Consider the following 15,653-nt stretch of genomic DNA (forward strand, 5'->3'; position numbering starts at 1 on the left):
GGAACACGTGTCGTATAAACTTGCCGAACGAGGCAGAGAGTTGACGTCCGGTATTCGACACCGGTCCACCTCTGACCCGTTCAGCTCACGGTGCCCGTCCGCACCCGACCCATCTCGCACCACCGCGTCTTTCGAACCACCGTGTCTCCGAAGTGAGAGGCGACTCATCATGCCGCTGCATGCCCTCCCGGCTCCTGCGCCCGCCCTGCGCAGCGTCCTCACGGCCCTCGGTTCCCCCAGCGCCGTCCGCGAGGCCCGCACCACCCCCGCACTGCGCTCGCTGTCCGGCCCCTTCACCCCCGAACAGCCACTGCCCGTCCATGTCCTGGAGGGCGTCACCGAACCCGGCACCCCACCCACCACCAGGCTGGCCGGCTGGCGCTTCCTGATCCGGCACGGCGGCCAGGCCGTCGCCGTGGCCGAGGCCATGCTCACCGCGGACGGCTGGGCCTTCTCCCGCTTCTCCGAAGGCCCCTACGTACGCTCCACGGAACAGGCCCTGCTCCAGGCCGAGTCGCTGCCCGCCTCCTACCAGCCGCGCCTGCTGTCCGTACCGGAGCTGTACATGCTCACGCTCTGGCTGCACGGCGACCCGGCCGCGGACGCCGCCACGGGCCGGCCCGCCCCCGGCGATCTGCTGGTGCCGCTCGCACCCGCCCCACCCGGGATCGCCGCACACCGCCCGCACCGGGTCGCCGATCTGCTGCCCGTCCTCACGGTCCGGATGCCCCCGGGTCCCCTGCTGGGCTCGCCCGCCTGAGGCACGGCCGGGAGAAGCGCCCCGCGACCCCGTGGTCGCGGGGCGCTCGGCACGCCGGCGTACGCCCCCTCCATACGGGCTAGTCCGGTCCGGCCATGCAGAACCCCCCGAAGAGACCGTCCGGTTCTGGTGAACCGTCCGCACGAGTGACACGTCCCCTTGGAGTGAGTACCGCTGCCGCGAAATCCCTGCGGAATGACTCCCGTAGGGCAAGACTGGGACCCATTAGCCGACCGACAACGGGGGGGGCGGCCATGAACGCCGCATCGAGCCGCAGGACCTTCACCACATCGCAGCGAAAGAACCCTTCCATGTGCCAGCACCAGCCGCCGTGCCCGTCAGCCGACTCCGCCGACCGGGAGGCCGCACACCTCGTGGCGCACTACCCGGAGCAGGGATGGAGCCTGCTGTGCAACGGTGTCCTGCTCTTCGAGGACACCGGTGAGCTGCTGCCGGACGGGCAGGTCATCGCCCCGCACCGGCCGCTGGGCAGCGAGCACGTCGCGACCGCCGCCTGATTCCGAGCCCATCATGACGGCCGCCTGATCCACGGCGCCGTCACAGCGCGAAGGGCCGGCCCGGCGTCAACCGCCGCACCGGCCCCCACGCATGAGCACGTTCGTGCGCGTCAGCCCTCGTACTCGTCCATCGGCGGGCAGGAGCAGACCAGGTTGCGGTCGCCGAAGGCACCGTCGATCCGACGCACCGGCGGCCAGTACTTGTCAGCCGTCGAGACCCCGGCCGGGAAGACCGCTTCCTCGCGGGTGTAGCCGTGCGTCCACTCCCCGCTCAGCGCGGCCGCGGTGTGCGGCGCGTTCCGCAGCGGGTTGTCATCCTTGGACCACTCCCCCGAGCCGACCTTCTCGATCTCCTCGCGGATGGCGATCATCGTCGCGCAGAACCGGTCCAGCTCGGCCAGGTCCTCGCTCTCCGTCGGCTCGATCATCAGCGTGCCGGCGACCGGGAAGGACATCGTCGGGGCGTGGAAGCCGTAGTCGATCAGCCGCTTGGCGACGTCGTCCACGGTCACCCCGGTGGCCTTGGTGAGCGGCCGCAGGTCGATGATGCACTCGTGCGCGACCAGGCCGCCGGGCCCGGTGTAGAGCACCGGGTAGTGCGGCTCCAGGCGCTTGGCGATGTAGTTGGCGCCGAGCACCGCGACCTGGGTGGCGCGCCGCAGGCCCTCGCCGCCCATGAGGCGGACGTACGCCCACGAGATCGGGAGTATGCCCGCGGAGCCCCACGGGGCGGCCGAGATCGGGCCGACGCCGGTCTCCGGACCCGCGGTGGGCTGGAGCGGGTGGTTGGGCAGGTACGGGGCGAGGTGCTCGCGCACCGCGACCGGACCGACGCCCGGGCCGCCGCCGCCGTGCGGGATGCAGAAGGTCTTGTGCAGGTTCAGGTGCGAGACGTCGCCGCCGAACTCGCCCGGACCGGCCAGGCCCACCAGCGCGTTGAGGTTGGCGCCGTCGACGTACACCTGGCCGCCCGCCTCGTGCACGGCCGCGCAGATCTCGGAGATGTGCTCCTCGAACACGCCGTGGGTGGAGGGGTAAGTGACCATGAGCACGGCGAGCTCGTCGCGGTACTGCTCGATCTTGGCGCGCAGGTCGTCGGTGTCGACCTCGCCGTCCTCGGCGGTCTTCACCACGACGACCTTCATGCCCGCCATCACGGCGCTGGCGGCGTTGGTGCCGTGCGCGGAGGACGGGATGAGGCAGACGGTGCGCTGCTCGTCGCCGTTGGCACGGTGGTACGCGCGCACCGCCAGAAGCCCGGCGAGCTCGCCCTGGGAGCCGGCGTTGGGCTGGAGGGAGACCTTGTCGTAGCCGGTGATCTCCGCCAGCCGCTCCTCCAGCTCGCGGATCAGCGTCAGGTAGCCGCTCGCCTGCTCGGCCGGCGCGAACGGGTGCAGCCCGGCGAATTCCGGCCAGGTGACCGGTTCCATCTCGGTGGTCGCGTTCAGCTTCATGGTGCAGGAGCCGAGCGGGATCATGCCGCGGTCCAGCGCGTAGTCGCGGTCCGCGAGGCGGCGCAGGTAGCGCAGCATGGCGGTCTCGGAGCGGTGCCGGTGGAAGACCTGGTGGGTCAGGTAGGCGTCGGTGCGCAGCAGCCCGGCGGGCAGCGCGTCCTCCGTCGCCACGTCCAGCGCGTCGACGTCGCCCTGGACGCCGAAGGCAGCCCAGACGGCGGCCAGTTGGGCGCGGGTCGTGGTCTCGTCGCAGGCGATGCCGACGTGGTCGGCGTCGGTCAGGCGGAGGTTGACCCCGGCCTCGCGGGCGGCGTCCACCACCTGGGCGGCCCGGCCCGGCACGCGCGCGGTGAGGGTGTCGAAGTACGCGTCGTGGACGAGTTCGACGCCGCCGGCCCGCAGGCCGCCGGCGAGCACCGCGGCGTAGCGGTGGGTGCGGCGGGCGATGGCGGCGAGCCCGTCCGGGCCGTGGTAGACCGCGTACATGCCGGCCATGACGGCGAGGAGTACCTGCGCGGTGCAGATGTTGCTGGTGGCCTTCTCGCGGCGGATGTGCTGCTCGCGGGTCTGCAGGGCCAGCCGGTAGGCCGGGGCGCCGTCGGCGTCGACGGAGACGCCCACGAGGCGGCCCGGCAGGCTGCGGGCGTAGGCGTCGCGGACGGCCATGAAGCCGGCGTGCGGACCGCCGAAGCCCATCGGCACGCCGAACCGCTGGCTGGAGCCGACGGCGATGTCGGCGCCGAGCTCGCCGGGCGAGGTGAGCAGGGTGAGGGCGAGCAGGTCGGCGGCGACGGTGACGATCGCGCCCAGCTCGTGCGCGCGCTCGATGACGGCCCGCGGGTCGCGGACGGCTCCGGAGGCGCCGGGGTACTGGAGCAGGACGCCGAAGACGCCACGCTCGGCGACCTCGGCCGGGATGCCGTCGGTCAGGTCGGCGACGACGACCTCGACGCCGGTGGGCTCGGCGCGGGTCTGGATGACGGCGATGGTCTGCGGCAGGCAGTCGGCGTCGACCAGGAAGACGCCGTCCTTCACCTTGCCGACACGGCGGGACAGCGCCATGGCCTCGGCCGCGGCGGTGCCCTCGTCCAGCAGCGAGGCGCCGGAGGTGGGCAGCCCGGTGAGGTCGGCGACGACGGTCTGGAAGTTCAGCAGGGCCTCCAGACGGCCCTGGGAGATCTCCGGCTGGTACGGCGTGTACGCCGTGTACCAGGCGGGGTTCTCCATCACGTTCCGCAGGATGACCGGCGGGGTGAAGGTGCCGTGGTAGCCCAGGCCGATCATGGGCGACAGGACCTGGTTGCGGTCGGCGAGCGAGCGCAGCTCGGCGAGGACCTCGGCCTCCGTGCGGGCCTCGGGCAGCCCCAGCGCCTCGGTGCTCTTGATCACGTCGGGCACGGCGGCCGCGGTGAGCTCGTCGAGCGAGCCGAAGCCGACCTGCGCGAGCATCTTGGCCTGGGCCTCGCTGTCCGGACCGATGTGGCGCCGGGCGAACGGAATGCCGCGCTCCAGCGCTGCGAGGGAGATGCGGTTGTCGGTCATCTGCGAAAGGCCTCCTGGTCTGTGCGACCTTCGAGGGGCACCACGGCGCGGGTGCCCGGACGGCCTCCCCCTCTGTCATCACGACCTGAGAGCTTCACCGTCCCGCGTGCCGCGGACCGGCTTTCCCCGTCGGTGAGGAGGGCCCGGGGGACATTCGTCCCGCAGACCCGACCTGCTTTCCAGAGTGACCTCGCCCGCGCGGTACGTGTGCCTGAGAGATTCCGGGGAGGATTTGCTCCTTCGGCGCCTCCGGCGATCCCGGTGAACTGATCCGGTTCCACTGGAGGACTCTCCCGCACAGGGTCTGCAGCCAGCGCCAGCCTACCAGCGCGATCGTCGCCCGAACCGGTGCGGTGAGCCCCGCTACACCGCGCCCAAGTGGCCTTTTGCCCTGTTGTGGCTTTTCGTAGGTGTCACGGGACAGATCTGTGAGTTGGAGGGACCGTGCAGACCGACATCGATCCGCGGCGACTGATCGGGCACAAGGCCGTCGACCGCGACGGGGCGAAGCTGGGGACGGTCGACGAGGTCTATCTCGACGACGCGACGGGCGAACCGGAGTGGGCGGCGGTGCGCACCGGGCTCTTCCACCGGGACGTCTTCGTGCCGCTGGGACCGAGCGAGGTCGTCGACGGCACCCTCCGGGTGCCGTACGAGCGTGGGCTGATCAAGGACGCGCCTGATTTCGGCGTGGGCCGCCATCTCTCGCCCGAGCAGGAACTCCAGCTGTACCACCACTACGGCTTGGACGTGCCCGGCTGACGTACCCCTACGGTCTCGACGGGCTCGGCTGACCTTCCCCACCGGATCCTCCCGCTGCTGGTGCCTCTCGCGTCGGCTCGTGCTCCTCGGGCCGGACCAGGGGCAGCGGATCGGCCGGTGCCAGGTCCGGGTCGTCGACGGCGAAGGTCCGCACCCGGCCGGGTGGGGACCACGGCTGCTCGAACCGCACGGTGACCCGCCCGACCCCGCTGCCCTGCACCCAGCCCGCCCCGTACGCGGCGTGCCGGACGTCGGCGCCCGGCAGCCACCGCCGGGCCCGCCGGGCATCCGTCGCGGCGTCCTGGCCCCCCTGGCCCGGCGTCTCCGGTATCGCGGTGCCGGAGTCCGCTCCGGGCCGCTCCGGGGCACCGGGAGCGCCCTCCCCGGCCTGGCCGAGTCCGCCGGGCTGACCGGGGACGGCGGCCGAGCCCTCCCGCTCGCCGGTGCGCCACACGGCGTGGACCGCCTCCGCCGCGTGAGCGGCCTCCTCCTCGGCGGCGTGGGCGGCCTGCGCGAACAGGTCCTCCTGGGTGTAGTCGGCCAGGCCGCTGACCCCCACCCCCAGCAGCCGGACCCCCGCCGTGGTGTCCACCTGCTCGATCAGCCGCGCCGCCGCCTCACGGACCACGGCCGGGTCGTCCGTGGGCCCACGCAGCGTCTCGGACCGCGTCAGCGTCGAGAAGTCGTACCGCCGCACCTTGATCACGACCGTCCGCCCCGCGCGCCCCGCGCCGCGCAGCCGCTCGACGCACCGGTCGGCGAGCCGGGCGATCTCCAGCTGCACCCGGGTGCGGTCGGTGACATCGGTGTCGAAGGTGTCCTCCACCGATACGGACTTGGCGTCCCGCTCGGCGACGACCGGGCGGTCGTCGCGACCGTTCGCCATCGCGTACAACGAGGCGCCGTGTGCCTTGCCCAGCAGCCGCACCAGCTCCGCCTCACCCGCCTCACGGGTCTCGGCGACCGTGTGGATGCCCACCCGGCGCAGGGCCTCCGCGGTCGCCGGGCCGACACCGGGCAGGGTGCGCACCGTCATGGGCCCCAGAAGCTCCCGCTCGGTGCCGGGCTCGATGACGACCAGGCCGTCGGGCTTGGCCTGCTCCGAGGCGATCTTGGCGAGCATCTTGGAGCCGGCGAGCCCCACCGAGCCCGTCAGCCCGGTGGCGGCCCTGATGTCCGCGCGCAGCCGCTCACCCACCGCCCGTGCGGTCACGGCGTCCTCGGCGACGCCGCCGGCCTCCAGATCCACGAACGCCTCGTCGAGGCTGAGCGGCTCCACGAGCGGGGACAGCCGTCCCAGCAGGCTCATCACCGTGTCGCTGACCGTCCGGTAGAGCGCGAAGCGGGGAGCCAGATAGGCGGCGTGCGGGCACAGCCTGCGGGCCTGCGCCGTCGCCATCGCCGAGTGCACCCCGAAGACCCGCGCCTCGTACGAGGCCGTGGCCACCACACCGCGCGGGCCCACGCCGCCGACGACGACCGGCTTGCCGCGCAGGCTGGGCTTGGCCGCCTGCTCCGCCGAGGCGTAGAAGGCGTCCATGTCCAGATGGAGAATGGTCGGCGCATCTCTCACAGTTACCGATGCTGCCGCACACCACTGACAATCGGCCCGAAGGCGGCCCCGGGGCCGCCTTCCGCCGTGGCGCGGTCAGCCCGCCCGATTGCGGCGCCGGGCGAGCTCGTCGGCGGGGTTGTGCCCGATCAGCGTCTCGCCGGTGTCCACGTGCTCACCGTGCAGCTGCGACAGCGCCTCTTCCACGTCCCGCCAGACCACGCCCACGGCGATCCCGAAGACGCCCTGGCCGCCCTGGAGCAGCTCGACGACCTCGTCCGGGGAAGTGCATTCGTAAACGGTCGCGCCGTCGCTCATGAGCGTCATCCGTGTCAGGTCGTCCAGCCCGCAGGCGCGCAGGTGCTGGACGGCGGCGCGGATGTTCTGCAGGGACACACCGGTGTCCAGCAGTCGCTTGACGATCTTGAGGACGACCACGTCCCGGAAGCTGTAGAGCCGCTGCGTCCCGGAGCCGTACGCGGGCCGCACACTCGGTTCCACGAGGCCGGTACGCGCCCAGTAGTCCAGCTGGCGGTAGGTGATGCCCGCGGCCGAGCACGCGGTGGGACCGCGGTATCCGACCACCGCGGAGGCTCGCTCGTGCAGGGGTCCGGCCTGTGCCGCGACCCGATGTGCGGGGGGAGCCGGATCGGCCGGTGCGCCCCCGTGGAGCGGATACGGACCGCCGGCCGCCGTGCCGTCGCCGGTGCTTCTCACGCCGACCTCCGTCCTTGACCTGCCTTCTCGACGGTAGGCAGTCACTCGGGGTGCGTCAACGATCGCCACACTCGGCACGCCGAGTGATAATCACCCTGAGAGTGGTTTGCCGTGACTGTCGCGCGGGAAAGGCTACTCGAATGTCAGAACGGGGGCGGACGAAGCGCCCTTCACTGGCTGCTGGTCCCGAAGTCCTCGGGAGAGATCTGGTCGAGGAACTCGCGGAACTTCTCCACCTCGTCCTCCTGCTCGTCCGGGATGGCGATACCGGCGTCGTCGAGCACGCCGTCGCTGCCGTAGATCGGGGTACCGGTACGCAGCGCGAGGGCTATGGCGTCGGAGGGGCGGGCGCTGACCTCGACACCGCTGGCGAAGACCAGTTCCGCGTAGAAGACGCCTTCCCGCAGGTCCGTGATGCGGACCTCGGTGAGCTGCTGACCCACCGCGTCGAGCACGTCCTTGAACAGGTCATGGGTGAGTGGGCGCGCGGGGGCCATGCCCTGCTGCGCGAAGGCGATCGCGGTCGCCTCTCCCGGTCCGATCCAGATGGGGAGGTACCGGTCGCCTCCCACTTCCCGCAGGAGCACGATCGGCTGGTTGGAAGGCATCTCCACCCGGACACCCACGACGTCGAGCTCGTTCACACAGCAACCCTAGGACGTGCGCGGTCGGTTTGGATAGTCGGGCCCGCGTTCGGTCAGCTCGGCGCGGACCGCAGCGCGGCCTGGAGCAGCGCCGTGTGCAGCCGCACCGACAGTGTGGCGATCTCCCGCGCCGTGGCCTCCGCATGGGCTCTGGTCTGCGGATTCCGGTGCCGACGCAGGGGTGCGACCACTTGTTCGACCAGCCCGGCCTCACGGTCCGCTGCCGCCTTTACGGCCCGCAGATGGCGCGGTTCGAGACCGAAGCGGCCGAGATCCGCGACGATCTTGGCGACCGTGACCGTCTCGGCGTCGTACGAACCGTCCGCCGCCCGCCCGACGAGCCCGTACGACTCCCACTCGGCCAGCTGGTCCTCGCTCACCTCGGTGGCCGCGAGCAGCTCGGCACGGCCGATCCGGGCGGCCGTGGGGCGCTCCAGATCGATCTCGCCGCCGTCGAGGAACTCCTGGGCGGGCGGCCCGGCCGCGGCGGGCAGGGAGACGCGCTCACCGCGCTGCAGCGCGTCGAGGTGCTCCCTGATGACCTTGAGCGGCAGATAGTGGTCACGCTGGATACGCAGGATGTAACCGAGCCGTTCCACGTCCTCCGGGCTGAACTTGCGATACCCCGATGGCGTCCGCTGCGGCTCCACCAGGCCCTCCGACTCCAGGAAACGGATCTTGGAGATGGTGACCTCGGGGAATTCCTCCCGCAGCAGGCTCAGGACCGCGCCGATGCTCATCGGGCGGCGGCCCGCGGCGGCGGTGCCGCTACCGGCACCGCCCGACGGTTTTTGCAGCATGGACCTTCCCCTGGAGGTCCCCCCGGACGGAGTCTGGGGGAGGTCAGATACCGATTGGGGGTACCCCCGGACGGAGCCTGGGGGAGGATCAGATACCGACGCCCCGCTGGCTGCCGTAGAACACCAGGCGGTACTTGCCGATCTGGACCTCGTCGCCGTTGTTCAGCGGGACCGCGTCGATCGGCTCCCGGTTGACGTACGTGCCGTTGAGGCTGCCGACGTCGGCGACGGTGAAACCACCGTCCGGAGTGCGCCGGAACTCCACATGGCGGCGCGAGACCGTCACGTCGTCCAAGAAGATGTCGCTCTGCGGGTGGCGGCCGGCCGTGGTGAGATCACTGTCGAGCAGGAAACGGCTGCCGGAGTTCGGGCCGCGGCGCACCACCAGCAGCGCCGAGCCGAGCGGCAGCGCCTCGACGGCGGCCTGCGCCTCCGGCGAAAGCGACGGCAGCTGCGTCTGCCCGGTGACCTCGGAGTCGTACGCCTCAAGACCCGAGATCGAGATCGTCGAAGTGGTCTCCGAGGCACGCTCGGGGACGGCGTCGCCCCGCAGCGGCGCACCGCAGTTGGAGCAGAACTTGCTGGACTCGGGGTTCCGGTGCCCGCACCGGCTACAAACAGGCAAGCCGACCCCTCCACCCGCACTTGAGGTTGATGGCTCCTGGAAACCTATGCGCCCGGCACCGGCAGGGTCAACAGACGACGCGCCCTGTCCGCCCGGAATGTCACCGCCCTGTGCGCCGACCTGGTCTCGGAACAGCGGCCGCTGCTCCTCGCCACCGCCGCCTTCGGCGGGACGCTGGGCACGGTGACGGGCGGTGCCGCTGCCACCGTCCCGGCGCGCACTCTTGCCGAACAACTTCCCGAACAACTTCACGGGCGATTCCCCTTGACTGAAACAGACCCGCCCGTGGGGCAGGACAAAGCCTCGCTGTAACCCTCGATGCACACACCGGTCGACCCGGACACCCTCACAACGTCCGTGACCTTCAGACAGTTTCCACCACGCGCTACTGATCTGATGCGCCGACCCCCCACTACCTCGAGTACTGGCCGGACCAGCTCCATGCCTGCCCGCCTCACTCCGATGACGACCGAGCGTAGTCAGGGCGCTTCGCCGACCGCAAGGCGTCCACGACGATCTTCTCCTCGCGTCGTACGGACACTGTGGCCTGCTCCTTCTTCAAGGTCTGCACCACGCCGCCGGGGATGTTGAGCGCCGGCTCCAGGTCCTCCGGCTTGCCGATCACCTTGAAGACGTAGGGCTGGGTCACCTTCTGTCCATCGACGGTCACGCCGTCCACGGCATCCGCGAAATACGTGTCGGCGACCACGCGTACATCGTTGACCTGGATCGCCTCCGCGCCCGCCGCGCGCAGCTCCTGGATCGCGTCGAGCAGCATGTCGGCCTTCACCGCGTTCTCCGAGTCCTGGATGGTGAACTCGATACCGGGCCCCTGAGCGGCGACCGTCCCCGCGAGCACACCCAGCTGCTGCTCCTTCTGGAGCGTCTGCTTCCGGGCCTCCTTGGCCTGGTCCGAGCTGGTCTCCAGCTCGCGGCGCTGCCCCTCCAAGCGCTCCTTCTCGGCCTCCAGGCGCTGCGTGCGGTTGTCCAGTTCGTCCAGGATCCGCACCAGGTCCTCCTGCCGCGCGCCGCGCAGCACGCTGTTCTCGGTGGTGGACCGCACCTGGATCGCCAGTCCCAGGCCCAGCACGAACAGCAGCACGGCGACGATGAGTTGGGCCCGGGTGAACCGGGGCGGCCACAGGCTCTTGGCCAGCCGCTGGCGGCCGGTGAGCGCCGGTTCCGAGGCGGCGGGCACGTGACCCGCAGCCGGCGGCGGGGCCTGGGGCACGGGCTGTACGGGCTCCTCGCCGGCCCCGGGCTTCGCGCCGTTCTCGCGCTCCCCGTGCTCCTCACGGTTCCCGCGGTCCCCGCGGTCCTCGGGCGTCTCGTCGTGGCTCATCGGCCTCACGCCCGGAAGACGTGCCGACGGATGGCGGCGGCGTTGGAGAAGATCCGGATGCCGAGGACGACCACGACGCCGGTGGACAGCTGGGCACCGACACCGAGCTTGTCGCCGAGGAAGACGATCAGCGCGGCGACCACCACGTTGGAGAGGAACGACACGACGAAGACCTTGTCGTCGAAGATCCCGTCCAGCATCGCCCGGAGCCCGCCGAACACCGCGTCCAGTGCCGCGACAACGGCGATCGGCAGATACGGCTCGATCTCCGTGGGCACCACCGGGCGGACGAACAGTCCGACCACGACTCCCACGACGAGGCCCAATACGGCGATCACGATGTGCGTGTGCCCTTTCCTGTGTCGGTGCCGCCGGTTCCGGTGGCACCGGCCTTCGGCTCTGCCGTACGTACGATGAGGCTCGGCGCGACCGGCAGCCGCACCTCGTCCTGAGCGGAGATGCTCGCCCGGATCCCGTAGTTGCTCTTCAGCACCTGCAGATACCGGCCGTCGGCGGTCTCCTGGAAGGCGCTCGCCAGGCGTTCGCCATCCCCCACCGCGAGTACCGTATAGGGCGGTACCACCGGCTTGTTGTCGACCATTATGGCGTCGCCGGCCGCTCTGATCGCCGACAGCGAGGTCAGCCGCTGACCGTTGACCGCGATCGCCTCCGCCCCCGACTGCCACAGCCCGTTGACGACCCGCTGCATGTCGCGGTCGCGGACCCGGCCGGTGTCGGAGAACCCGCTGCTCTCCCGCGGACCCCCGCCGCCCTCGTCGGCGCCTTCCGCGTCGTCGATGACGAGCTGCACGCCGGGGCCGGTCACCTCGGTCGCCCCGGCGAGCAGCGCGACCAGTTCGGCCTTGGCCCCGCCGTACTTCTCCAGCGCCTGGCGCTGCTTCTCGCCGACCTCGTCGCGCAGGGTGTCGAGCTGCTTCTCCAGGTCGTCCGCCGCAGCGGTCTCGGCCTCGACCCGGTCGATGAGCTTCTGACGCTCCTTGGCCAGCGCGGGAGCCGATATCCGCGCCTTGTCAGCGGCGACGGTCACCACGATGGCGGCCAGCACAAGTCCGACGGCCAGCCCCAGTTTGGCCCGCAGCGTGCCCGGCATGCGCGATGTCCCGGCGGCGCCCCGCCGTGCCGCGGCCTCGGCGTAACCGTCGTCCAGGCTGTGCTCCATCACGTTCGTCAGCAGCGACATGGACGCGTCGGGGCGCGGGCGCGCGGGCGGCGATGCGGTGCTCCGAACGGGGGGCTGCTGCGACATGCCGCACATCGTCGCATGTCGGGGGCGCCGTCACCCAATGGCCCCACCGGCGTGCCGGATACGGGCCCGGGTGACGGCGCCCCCGAGGTGGTTTCAGCATGTTCGCGCGACTTCCGCGCGGTGCGTGGACCGTACGCCGCTCACCGCCCGGCGCTGTCCACCACCTCCGACCACTCGTCGAGCAGGGCCTGCGCCGAGGCGTCGTCGGGGCCCTCCGCCCACAGATGGGTGACGGCTTCCGCCGGGTCCGGCAGCACCATCACCCATCGGCCGTCGGGCTCCACCACGCGTACTCCGTCGGTGGTGTCCACCGACCGGTCCCCCGCCGCCTCGACCACCCGCCGCATGACGAGCCCCTTGACCGCCCACGGGGTCGCCAGATCCCGGCGGAGCACATGGGCGCGCGGGATACGCGCATCGATCTGACTCAGTGTCAGCTGCGTACGCGCCACCAGCCCGATGAGCCGGACGAACGCGGCCGCGCCGTCGAAGACGCTGCTCGACTCGGGGATGATGAACCCGCCGCGCCCGTCTCCGCCGAAGATGGTCGACTCGGCGCGGGCGACGCGGGTGAGGTCGTCGGGCGAGGTCGTCGTCCACTCCACCCTCGTGCCGTGGTACGCGGCGACCTGCTCGGCGATACGGGTCGTGGTCACCGGCAACGCCACCTTGCCGCTGCGGCGCTCGGCGGCCACCAGGTCGAGCATGACCAGCAGGGCCCGGTCGTCCTCGACGATACGGCCCTTCTCGTCCACCAGGGACAGCCGCTCGCCGACCGGGTCGAACCGCACACCGAACGCGGCACGCGCGGACGCCACGATCTCCCCGAGCCGTACCAACCCCGAGCGGCGGCCCTCGGCGGTCTCCGTCGGCCGCGTCTCGTCCAGGCCCGGATTGATGGTGAGCGCGTCGACTCCGAGCCGGCCGAGCAGGCTGGGGAGGACGAGGCCGGCACTGCCGTTGGAGGCGTCCACGACGACCTTGAGGCCGGAGTCCGCGATGCCGGTGGTGTCGACGGCCCGCAACAGCGACCCGGTGTAGGAGTCGAAGACGCTCGACGGGAAGCTCAGGTCGCCGATCTCACCCGGGAACGCGCGTCGGTACTCCTGGCGGGCGTACACCCGGTCCAGCTTCCGCTGGCCGCCTGCGGACAGGTCCGCACCGCGTTCGTCGAAGAACATGATGTCGACGGAGTCGGGCACCCCGGGCGAGGTACGGATCATGATGCCGCCGGCGCTGCCGCGAGCGGTCTGCTGGCGGGCCACGGGCAGCGGCACGTTCTCCAGGTCCCGTACGTCGATGGCGCTGGCCTGGAGCGCGGAGATCACCGCGCGCTTGAGCGCTCGGGCGCCGCGCGAGTGGTCACGCGCCGTGGTGACGGTGGCGCCCTTCTTGAGGGTGGTGGCGTAGGCGCCCGCGAGCCGGACCGCGAGTTCCGGTGTGATCTCCACATTGAGGATGCCGGAGACTCCTCGCGCACCGAACAGCTGCGCCTGGCTGCGCGACTCCCAGATCACCGAGGTGTTGACGAAGGCGCCGGCCTCGATGGTCTTGAAGGGGTAGACGCGGACGTTGCCCTGGACGATGGACTCCTCGCCGACCAGGCACTCGTCACCGATGACGGCGCCGTCCTCGATCCGGGCGGCCCGCATGATGTCGGTGTTCTTCCCGATGACACAACCGCGCAGATTGCACTGCTGGCCGATGTAGACGTTGTCGTGGACAACAGCCTTATGGAGGAACGCGCCGCTCTTCACCACCACGTTGGAGCCCACCACGGTGTGCTCGCGGATCTCCACGTCGGCCTCCACCTTGGCGTAGTCGCCGATGTAGAGGGGGCCGCGGAGTACGGCGTCCGGATGGACCTCGGCCCCCTCGGCGACCCAGACACCGGGGGAGATCTCAAAACCGTCGATGTCGACGTCGACCTTGCCTTCGAGCACGTCGGCCTGCGCCTTGACGTAGCTCTCGTGGGTGCCGACGTCCTCCCAGTAGCCCTCGGCGACGAAGCCGTAGATGGGCTTGCCTTCCTTCATCAGCTGCGGGAAGACATCGCCGGACCAGTCCACCGGGACATCCGGCTGCACGTAGCTGAAGACTTCGGGCTCCATGACGTAGATGCCCGTATTGACGGTGTCCGAGAAAACCTGGCCCCAGGTCGGCTTCTCCAGGAAGCGTTCGACCCTGCCCTCTTCGTCAACGATGGTGATACCGAATTCCAGCGGATTGGGCACACGTGTCAGGCAGACCGTGACCAGTGCACCCTTCTCCTTGTGGAATTCGATCAGCTCGGTGAGGTCGAAATCGGTGAGCGCGTCGCCGGAGATGACCAGAAAGGCGTCGTCCTTCAGCGCCGCTTCCGCGTTCTTCACACTGCCCGCGGTGCCGAGTGGCTTCTCCTCGTTGGCGTAGGTGAGCTCCATCCCGAGCTCTTCGCCGTCCCCGAAGTAATTCTTGACCAGCGAGGCGAGGAACTGGACGGTCACCACGGTCTCGCTCAGGCCATGCCGCTTGAGCAGCCGCAGAACGTGCTCCATGATCGGCCGGTTGGCCACCGGCAGAAGCGGCTTGGGCATGCTTGAGGTCATCGGGCGAAGGCGGGTTCCTTCGCCCCCGGCCATCACAACGGCCTTCATGTCGGAAGCGTCCTCCTTGAAGAGACGACGGTCATGCCGACTTCCCCCGTCCAGATGGACCCCACACATATCTGTGGGCGCATCCGGCCTCCGCTGGGCCGCTACTTCGGCGCGCTCAGTCGGCCGTGGCGTCCGCCTTCACCAGTCGGCGGACCTGTACCACGTACAGGATTCCTGCCCACCAATACAGGGTCGTACCCCATCCGGCGAACGCCCATCCGAAAATAGCAGCGAGTGAGTGCAGCCAGCCATCTCCGTCACTCAACAGGAGCAACGGGAAGGCATACATGAGGTTGAAGGTCGCGGCCTTGCCGAGGAAGTTCACCTGAGGCGGCGGATAGCCGTGCCGCCGGAGGATGCCCACCATCACCAGCAGCACCAGCTCACGGGCGAGAAGTACCGCGGTCAACCAGAACGGAAGGATCTCCCGCCAGGTGAGCCCCACCAGGGTGGACAGAATATAGAGCCGGTCGGCGGCCGGGTCGAGAAGACGGCCGAGGCTGCTGATCTGATTCCACCGGCGGGCGAGCTTCCCGTCCAGATAGTCGGTGACGCCGCTGAGCGCCAGCACCAGCAGAGCCCAGTTGTCGCTCTTCGGCCCGCCGAACTCGGGCCGGAGGATCAGCCACAGGAAAAGCGGCACGCCGGCGAGGCGGGCCATGCTGAGGATGTTCGGGATGGTGAGGACGCGGTCGGTCTGGACACGCGTCTCCTGGACCTCCACCCGGGGGCCTCCTGTGGGAACGAGCCGATGATGCCCCCTGAACTTTACCTGTCCGGCGGAGCGCTCCCGCACCGGGACCCCAGAACACGCAAAAGGGCCCTGGTGGGGAACCGAAGTTCCCCACCAGGGCCATAAAAAATTGTTCGGCGGCGTCCTACTCTCCCACAGGGTCCCCCCTGCAGTACCATCGGCGCTGAAAGGCTTAGCTTCCGGGTTCGGAATGTAACCGGGCGTTTCCCTAACGCAATAACCACCGAAACACTATGAAGATAACAACCGGACATGCTGTATTCAATTAACAGCACTGGTT

14 protein-coding genes, 1 rRNA gene and 2 riboswitches are annotated in these 15,653 nt (G+C 70.3%); of the genes, 3 read left to right on the forward strand and 12 right to left on the reverse strand.

The features are described from left to right. Nucleotides 1-169: 169 nt before the first annotated feature. Entirely contained in the window at nt 170-760 is a 591-nt protein-coding gene (locus ACQUSR_RS03180; protein ID WP_431040985.1) for a hypothetical protein, read from the forward strand. Between the two features lie 311 nt (nt 761-1,071). After that, the gene (locus ACQUSR_RS03185; protein ID WP_431040986.1) at nt 1,072-1,278 is read left to right on the forward strand and encodes a DUF5999 family protein; all 207 of its coding nucleotides are present in this window, start codon (nt 1,072-1,074) and stop codon (nt 1,276-1,278) included. A 110-nt stretch (nt 1,279-1,388) separates the two neighbouring features. Here ACQUSR_RS03185 and gcvP read toward each other — a convergent pair whose 3' ends face one another. Beyond that, the gene (gcvP, locus tag ACQUSR_RS03190) at nt 1,389-4,274 is read right to left on the reverse strand and encodes an aminomethyl-transferring glycine dehydrogenase (RefSeq protein WP_431040987.1); all 2,886 of its coding nucleotides are present in this window, start codon (nt 4,272-4,274) and stop codon (nt 1,389-1,391) included. 62 nt (nt 4,275-4,336) lie between these two features. After that, nucleotides 4,337-4,463: riboswitch (glycine riboswitch) on the reverse strand. Then, a riboswitch (glycine riboswitch) is annotated at nt 4,464-4,580 on the reverse strand. A gap of 138 nt (nt 4,581-4,718) precedes the next feature. Here gcvP and ACQUSR_RS03195 point away from each other — a divergent pair. Further along, the gene (locus ACQUSR_RS03195; RefSeq protein ID WP_431040988.1) at nt 4,719-5,036 is read left to right on the forward strand and encodes a PRC-barrel domain-containing protein; all 318 of its coding nucleotides are present in this window, start codon (nt 4,719-4,721) and stop codon (nt 5,034-5,036) included. A gap of 7 nt (nt 5,037-5,043) precedes the next feature. On the opposite strand, the gene ACQUSR_RS03200 is transcribed toward ACQUSR_RS03195, so the two are convergent. From ACQUSR_RS03200 to rrf, 11 genes are all read right to left on the reverse strand, one after another. Beyond that, nucleotides 5,044-6,609 carry a DNA polymerase IV gene (locus tag ACQUSR_RS03200; RefSeq protein ID WP_431040989.1) on the reverse strand — a complete coding sequence of 522 codons (1,566 nt, stop codon included), beginning with the start codon at nt 6,607-6,609 and terminating at the stop codon, nt 5,044-5,046. Nucleotides 6,610-6,684: 75 nt separating this feature from the next. Further along, entirely contained in the window at nt 6,685-7,305 is a 621-nt protein-coding gene (locus ACQUSR_RS03205) for a MerR family transcriptional regulator (RefSeq protein ID WP_431040990.1), read from the reverse strand. Between the two features lie 170 nt (nt 7,306-7,475). Beyond that, nucleotides 7,476-7,949, reverse strand: coding sequence for a bifunctional nuclease family protein (locus tag ACQUSR_RS03210; RefSeq protein WP_014181304.1), 474 nt, complete (start codon nt 7,947-7,949; stop codon nt 7,476-7,478). A gap of 53 nt (nt 7,950-8,002) precedes the next feature. Continuing rightward, nucleotides 8,003-8,749: a transcriptional regulator FtsR gene (gene ftsR / locus ACQUSR_RS03215; RefSeq protein WP_431040991.1), complete on the reverse strand. Its 747-nt coding sequence runs from the start codon at nt 8,747-8,749 to the stop codon at nt 8,003-8,005. A gap of 88 nt (nt 8,750-8,837) precedes the next feature. Next, nucleotides 8,838-9,767 carry an FHA domain-containing protein gene (locus ACQUSR_RS03220; RefSeq protein ID WP_431047341.1) on the reverse strand — a complete coding sequence of 310 codons (930 nt, stop codon included), beginning with the start codon at nt 9,765-9,767 and terminating at the stop codon, nt 8,838-8,840. Between the two features lie 61 nt (nt 9,768-9,828). Continuing rightward, complete coding sequence (locus ACQUSR_RS03225; RefSeq protein WP_431040992.1) at nt 9,829-10,716, reverse strand: DUF881 domain-containing protein; 888 nt, start codon at nt 10,714-10,716, stop codon at nt 9,829-9,831. A gap of 5 nt (nt 10,717-10,721) precedes the next feature. After that, on the reverse strand, nt 10,722-11,054 hold the full coding sequence (locus tag ACQUSR_RS03230; RefSeq protein ID WP_431040993.1) for a small basic family protein: 333 nt from the start codon (nt 11,052-11,054) through the stop codon (nt 10,722-10,724). Continuing rightward, nucleotides 11,051-11,983 carry a DUF881 domain-containing protein gene (locus tag ACQUSR_RS03235; protein ID WP_431040994.1) on the reverse strand — a complete coding sequence of 311 codons (933 nt, stop codon included), beginning with the start codon at nt 11,981-11,983 and terminating at the stop codon, nt 11,051-11,053. Before ACQUSR_RS03235 ends, ACQUSR_RS03230 begins: the two co-directional genes overlap by 4 nt. Before the next feature lie 140 nt (nt 11,984-12,123). Then, nucleotides 12,124-14,619 (reverse strand): sugar phosphate nucleotidyltransferase, encoded by a 2,496-nt coding sequence (locus ACQUSR_RS03240; RefSeq protein WP_431040995.1) that lies wholly within the window; start codon nt 14,617-14,619, stop codon nt 12,124-12,126. A gap of 115 nt (nt 14,620-14,734) precedes the next feature. Beyond that, nucleotides 14,735-15,343, reverse strand: a complete 609-nt coding sequence (locus ACQUSR_RS03245) for a CDP-alcohol phosphatidyltransferase family protein (protein ID WP_431040996.1) — start codon at nt 15,341-15,343, stop codon at nt 14,735-14,737. 141 nt (nt 15,344-15,484) lie between these two features. Further along, nucleotides 15,485-15,601 (reverse strand): 5S ribosomal RNA (gene rrf / locus ACQUSR_RS03250). Between the last annotated feature and the right edge of the window lie 52 nt (nt 15,602-15,653).

Origin of the sequence: Streptomyces sp. P1-3 (assembly GCF_050613155.1) — a bacterium.
Taxonomy (GTDB): Bacteria; Actinomycetota; Actinomycetes; order Streptomycetales; family Streptomycetaceae; genus Streptomyces.

Excerpts from the sequence above, each read along its gene's own strand:
- ACQUSR_RS03180 (WP_431040985.1), top strand. The coding sequence starts at position 170 with ATGCCGCTGCATGCCCTCCCGGCTCCTGCGCCCGCCCTGCGCAGCGTC.
- ACQUSR_RS03185 (WP_431040986.1), top strand. The coding sequence starts at position 1,072 with ATGTGCCAGCACCAGCCGCCGTGCCCGTCAGCCGACTCCGCCGACCGG.
- gcvP (WP_431040987.1), bottom strand. The coding sequence starts at position 4,274 with ATGACCGACAACCGCATCTCCCTCGCAGCGCTGGAGCGCGGCATTCCG.
- ftsR (WP_431040991.1), bottom strand. The coding sequence starts at position 8,749 with ATGCTGCAAAAACCGTCGGGCGGTGCCGGTAGCGGCACCGCCGCCGCG.
- ACQUSR_RS03225 (WP_431040992.1), bottom strand. The coding sequence starts at position 10,716 with ATGAGCCACGACGAGACGCCCGAGGACCGCGGGGACCGCGGGAACCGT.
- ACQUSR_RS03235 (WP_431040994.1), bottom strand. The coding sequence starts at position 11,983 with ATGTCGCAGCAGCCCCCCGTTCGGAGCACCGCATCGCCGCCCGCGCGC.
- ACQUSR_RS03240 (WP_431040995.1), bottom strand. The coding sequence starts at position 14,619 with ATGAAGGCCGTTGTGATGGCCGGGGGCGAAGGAACCCGCCTTCGCCCG.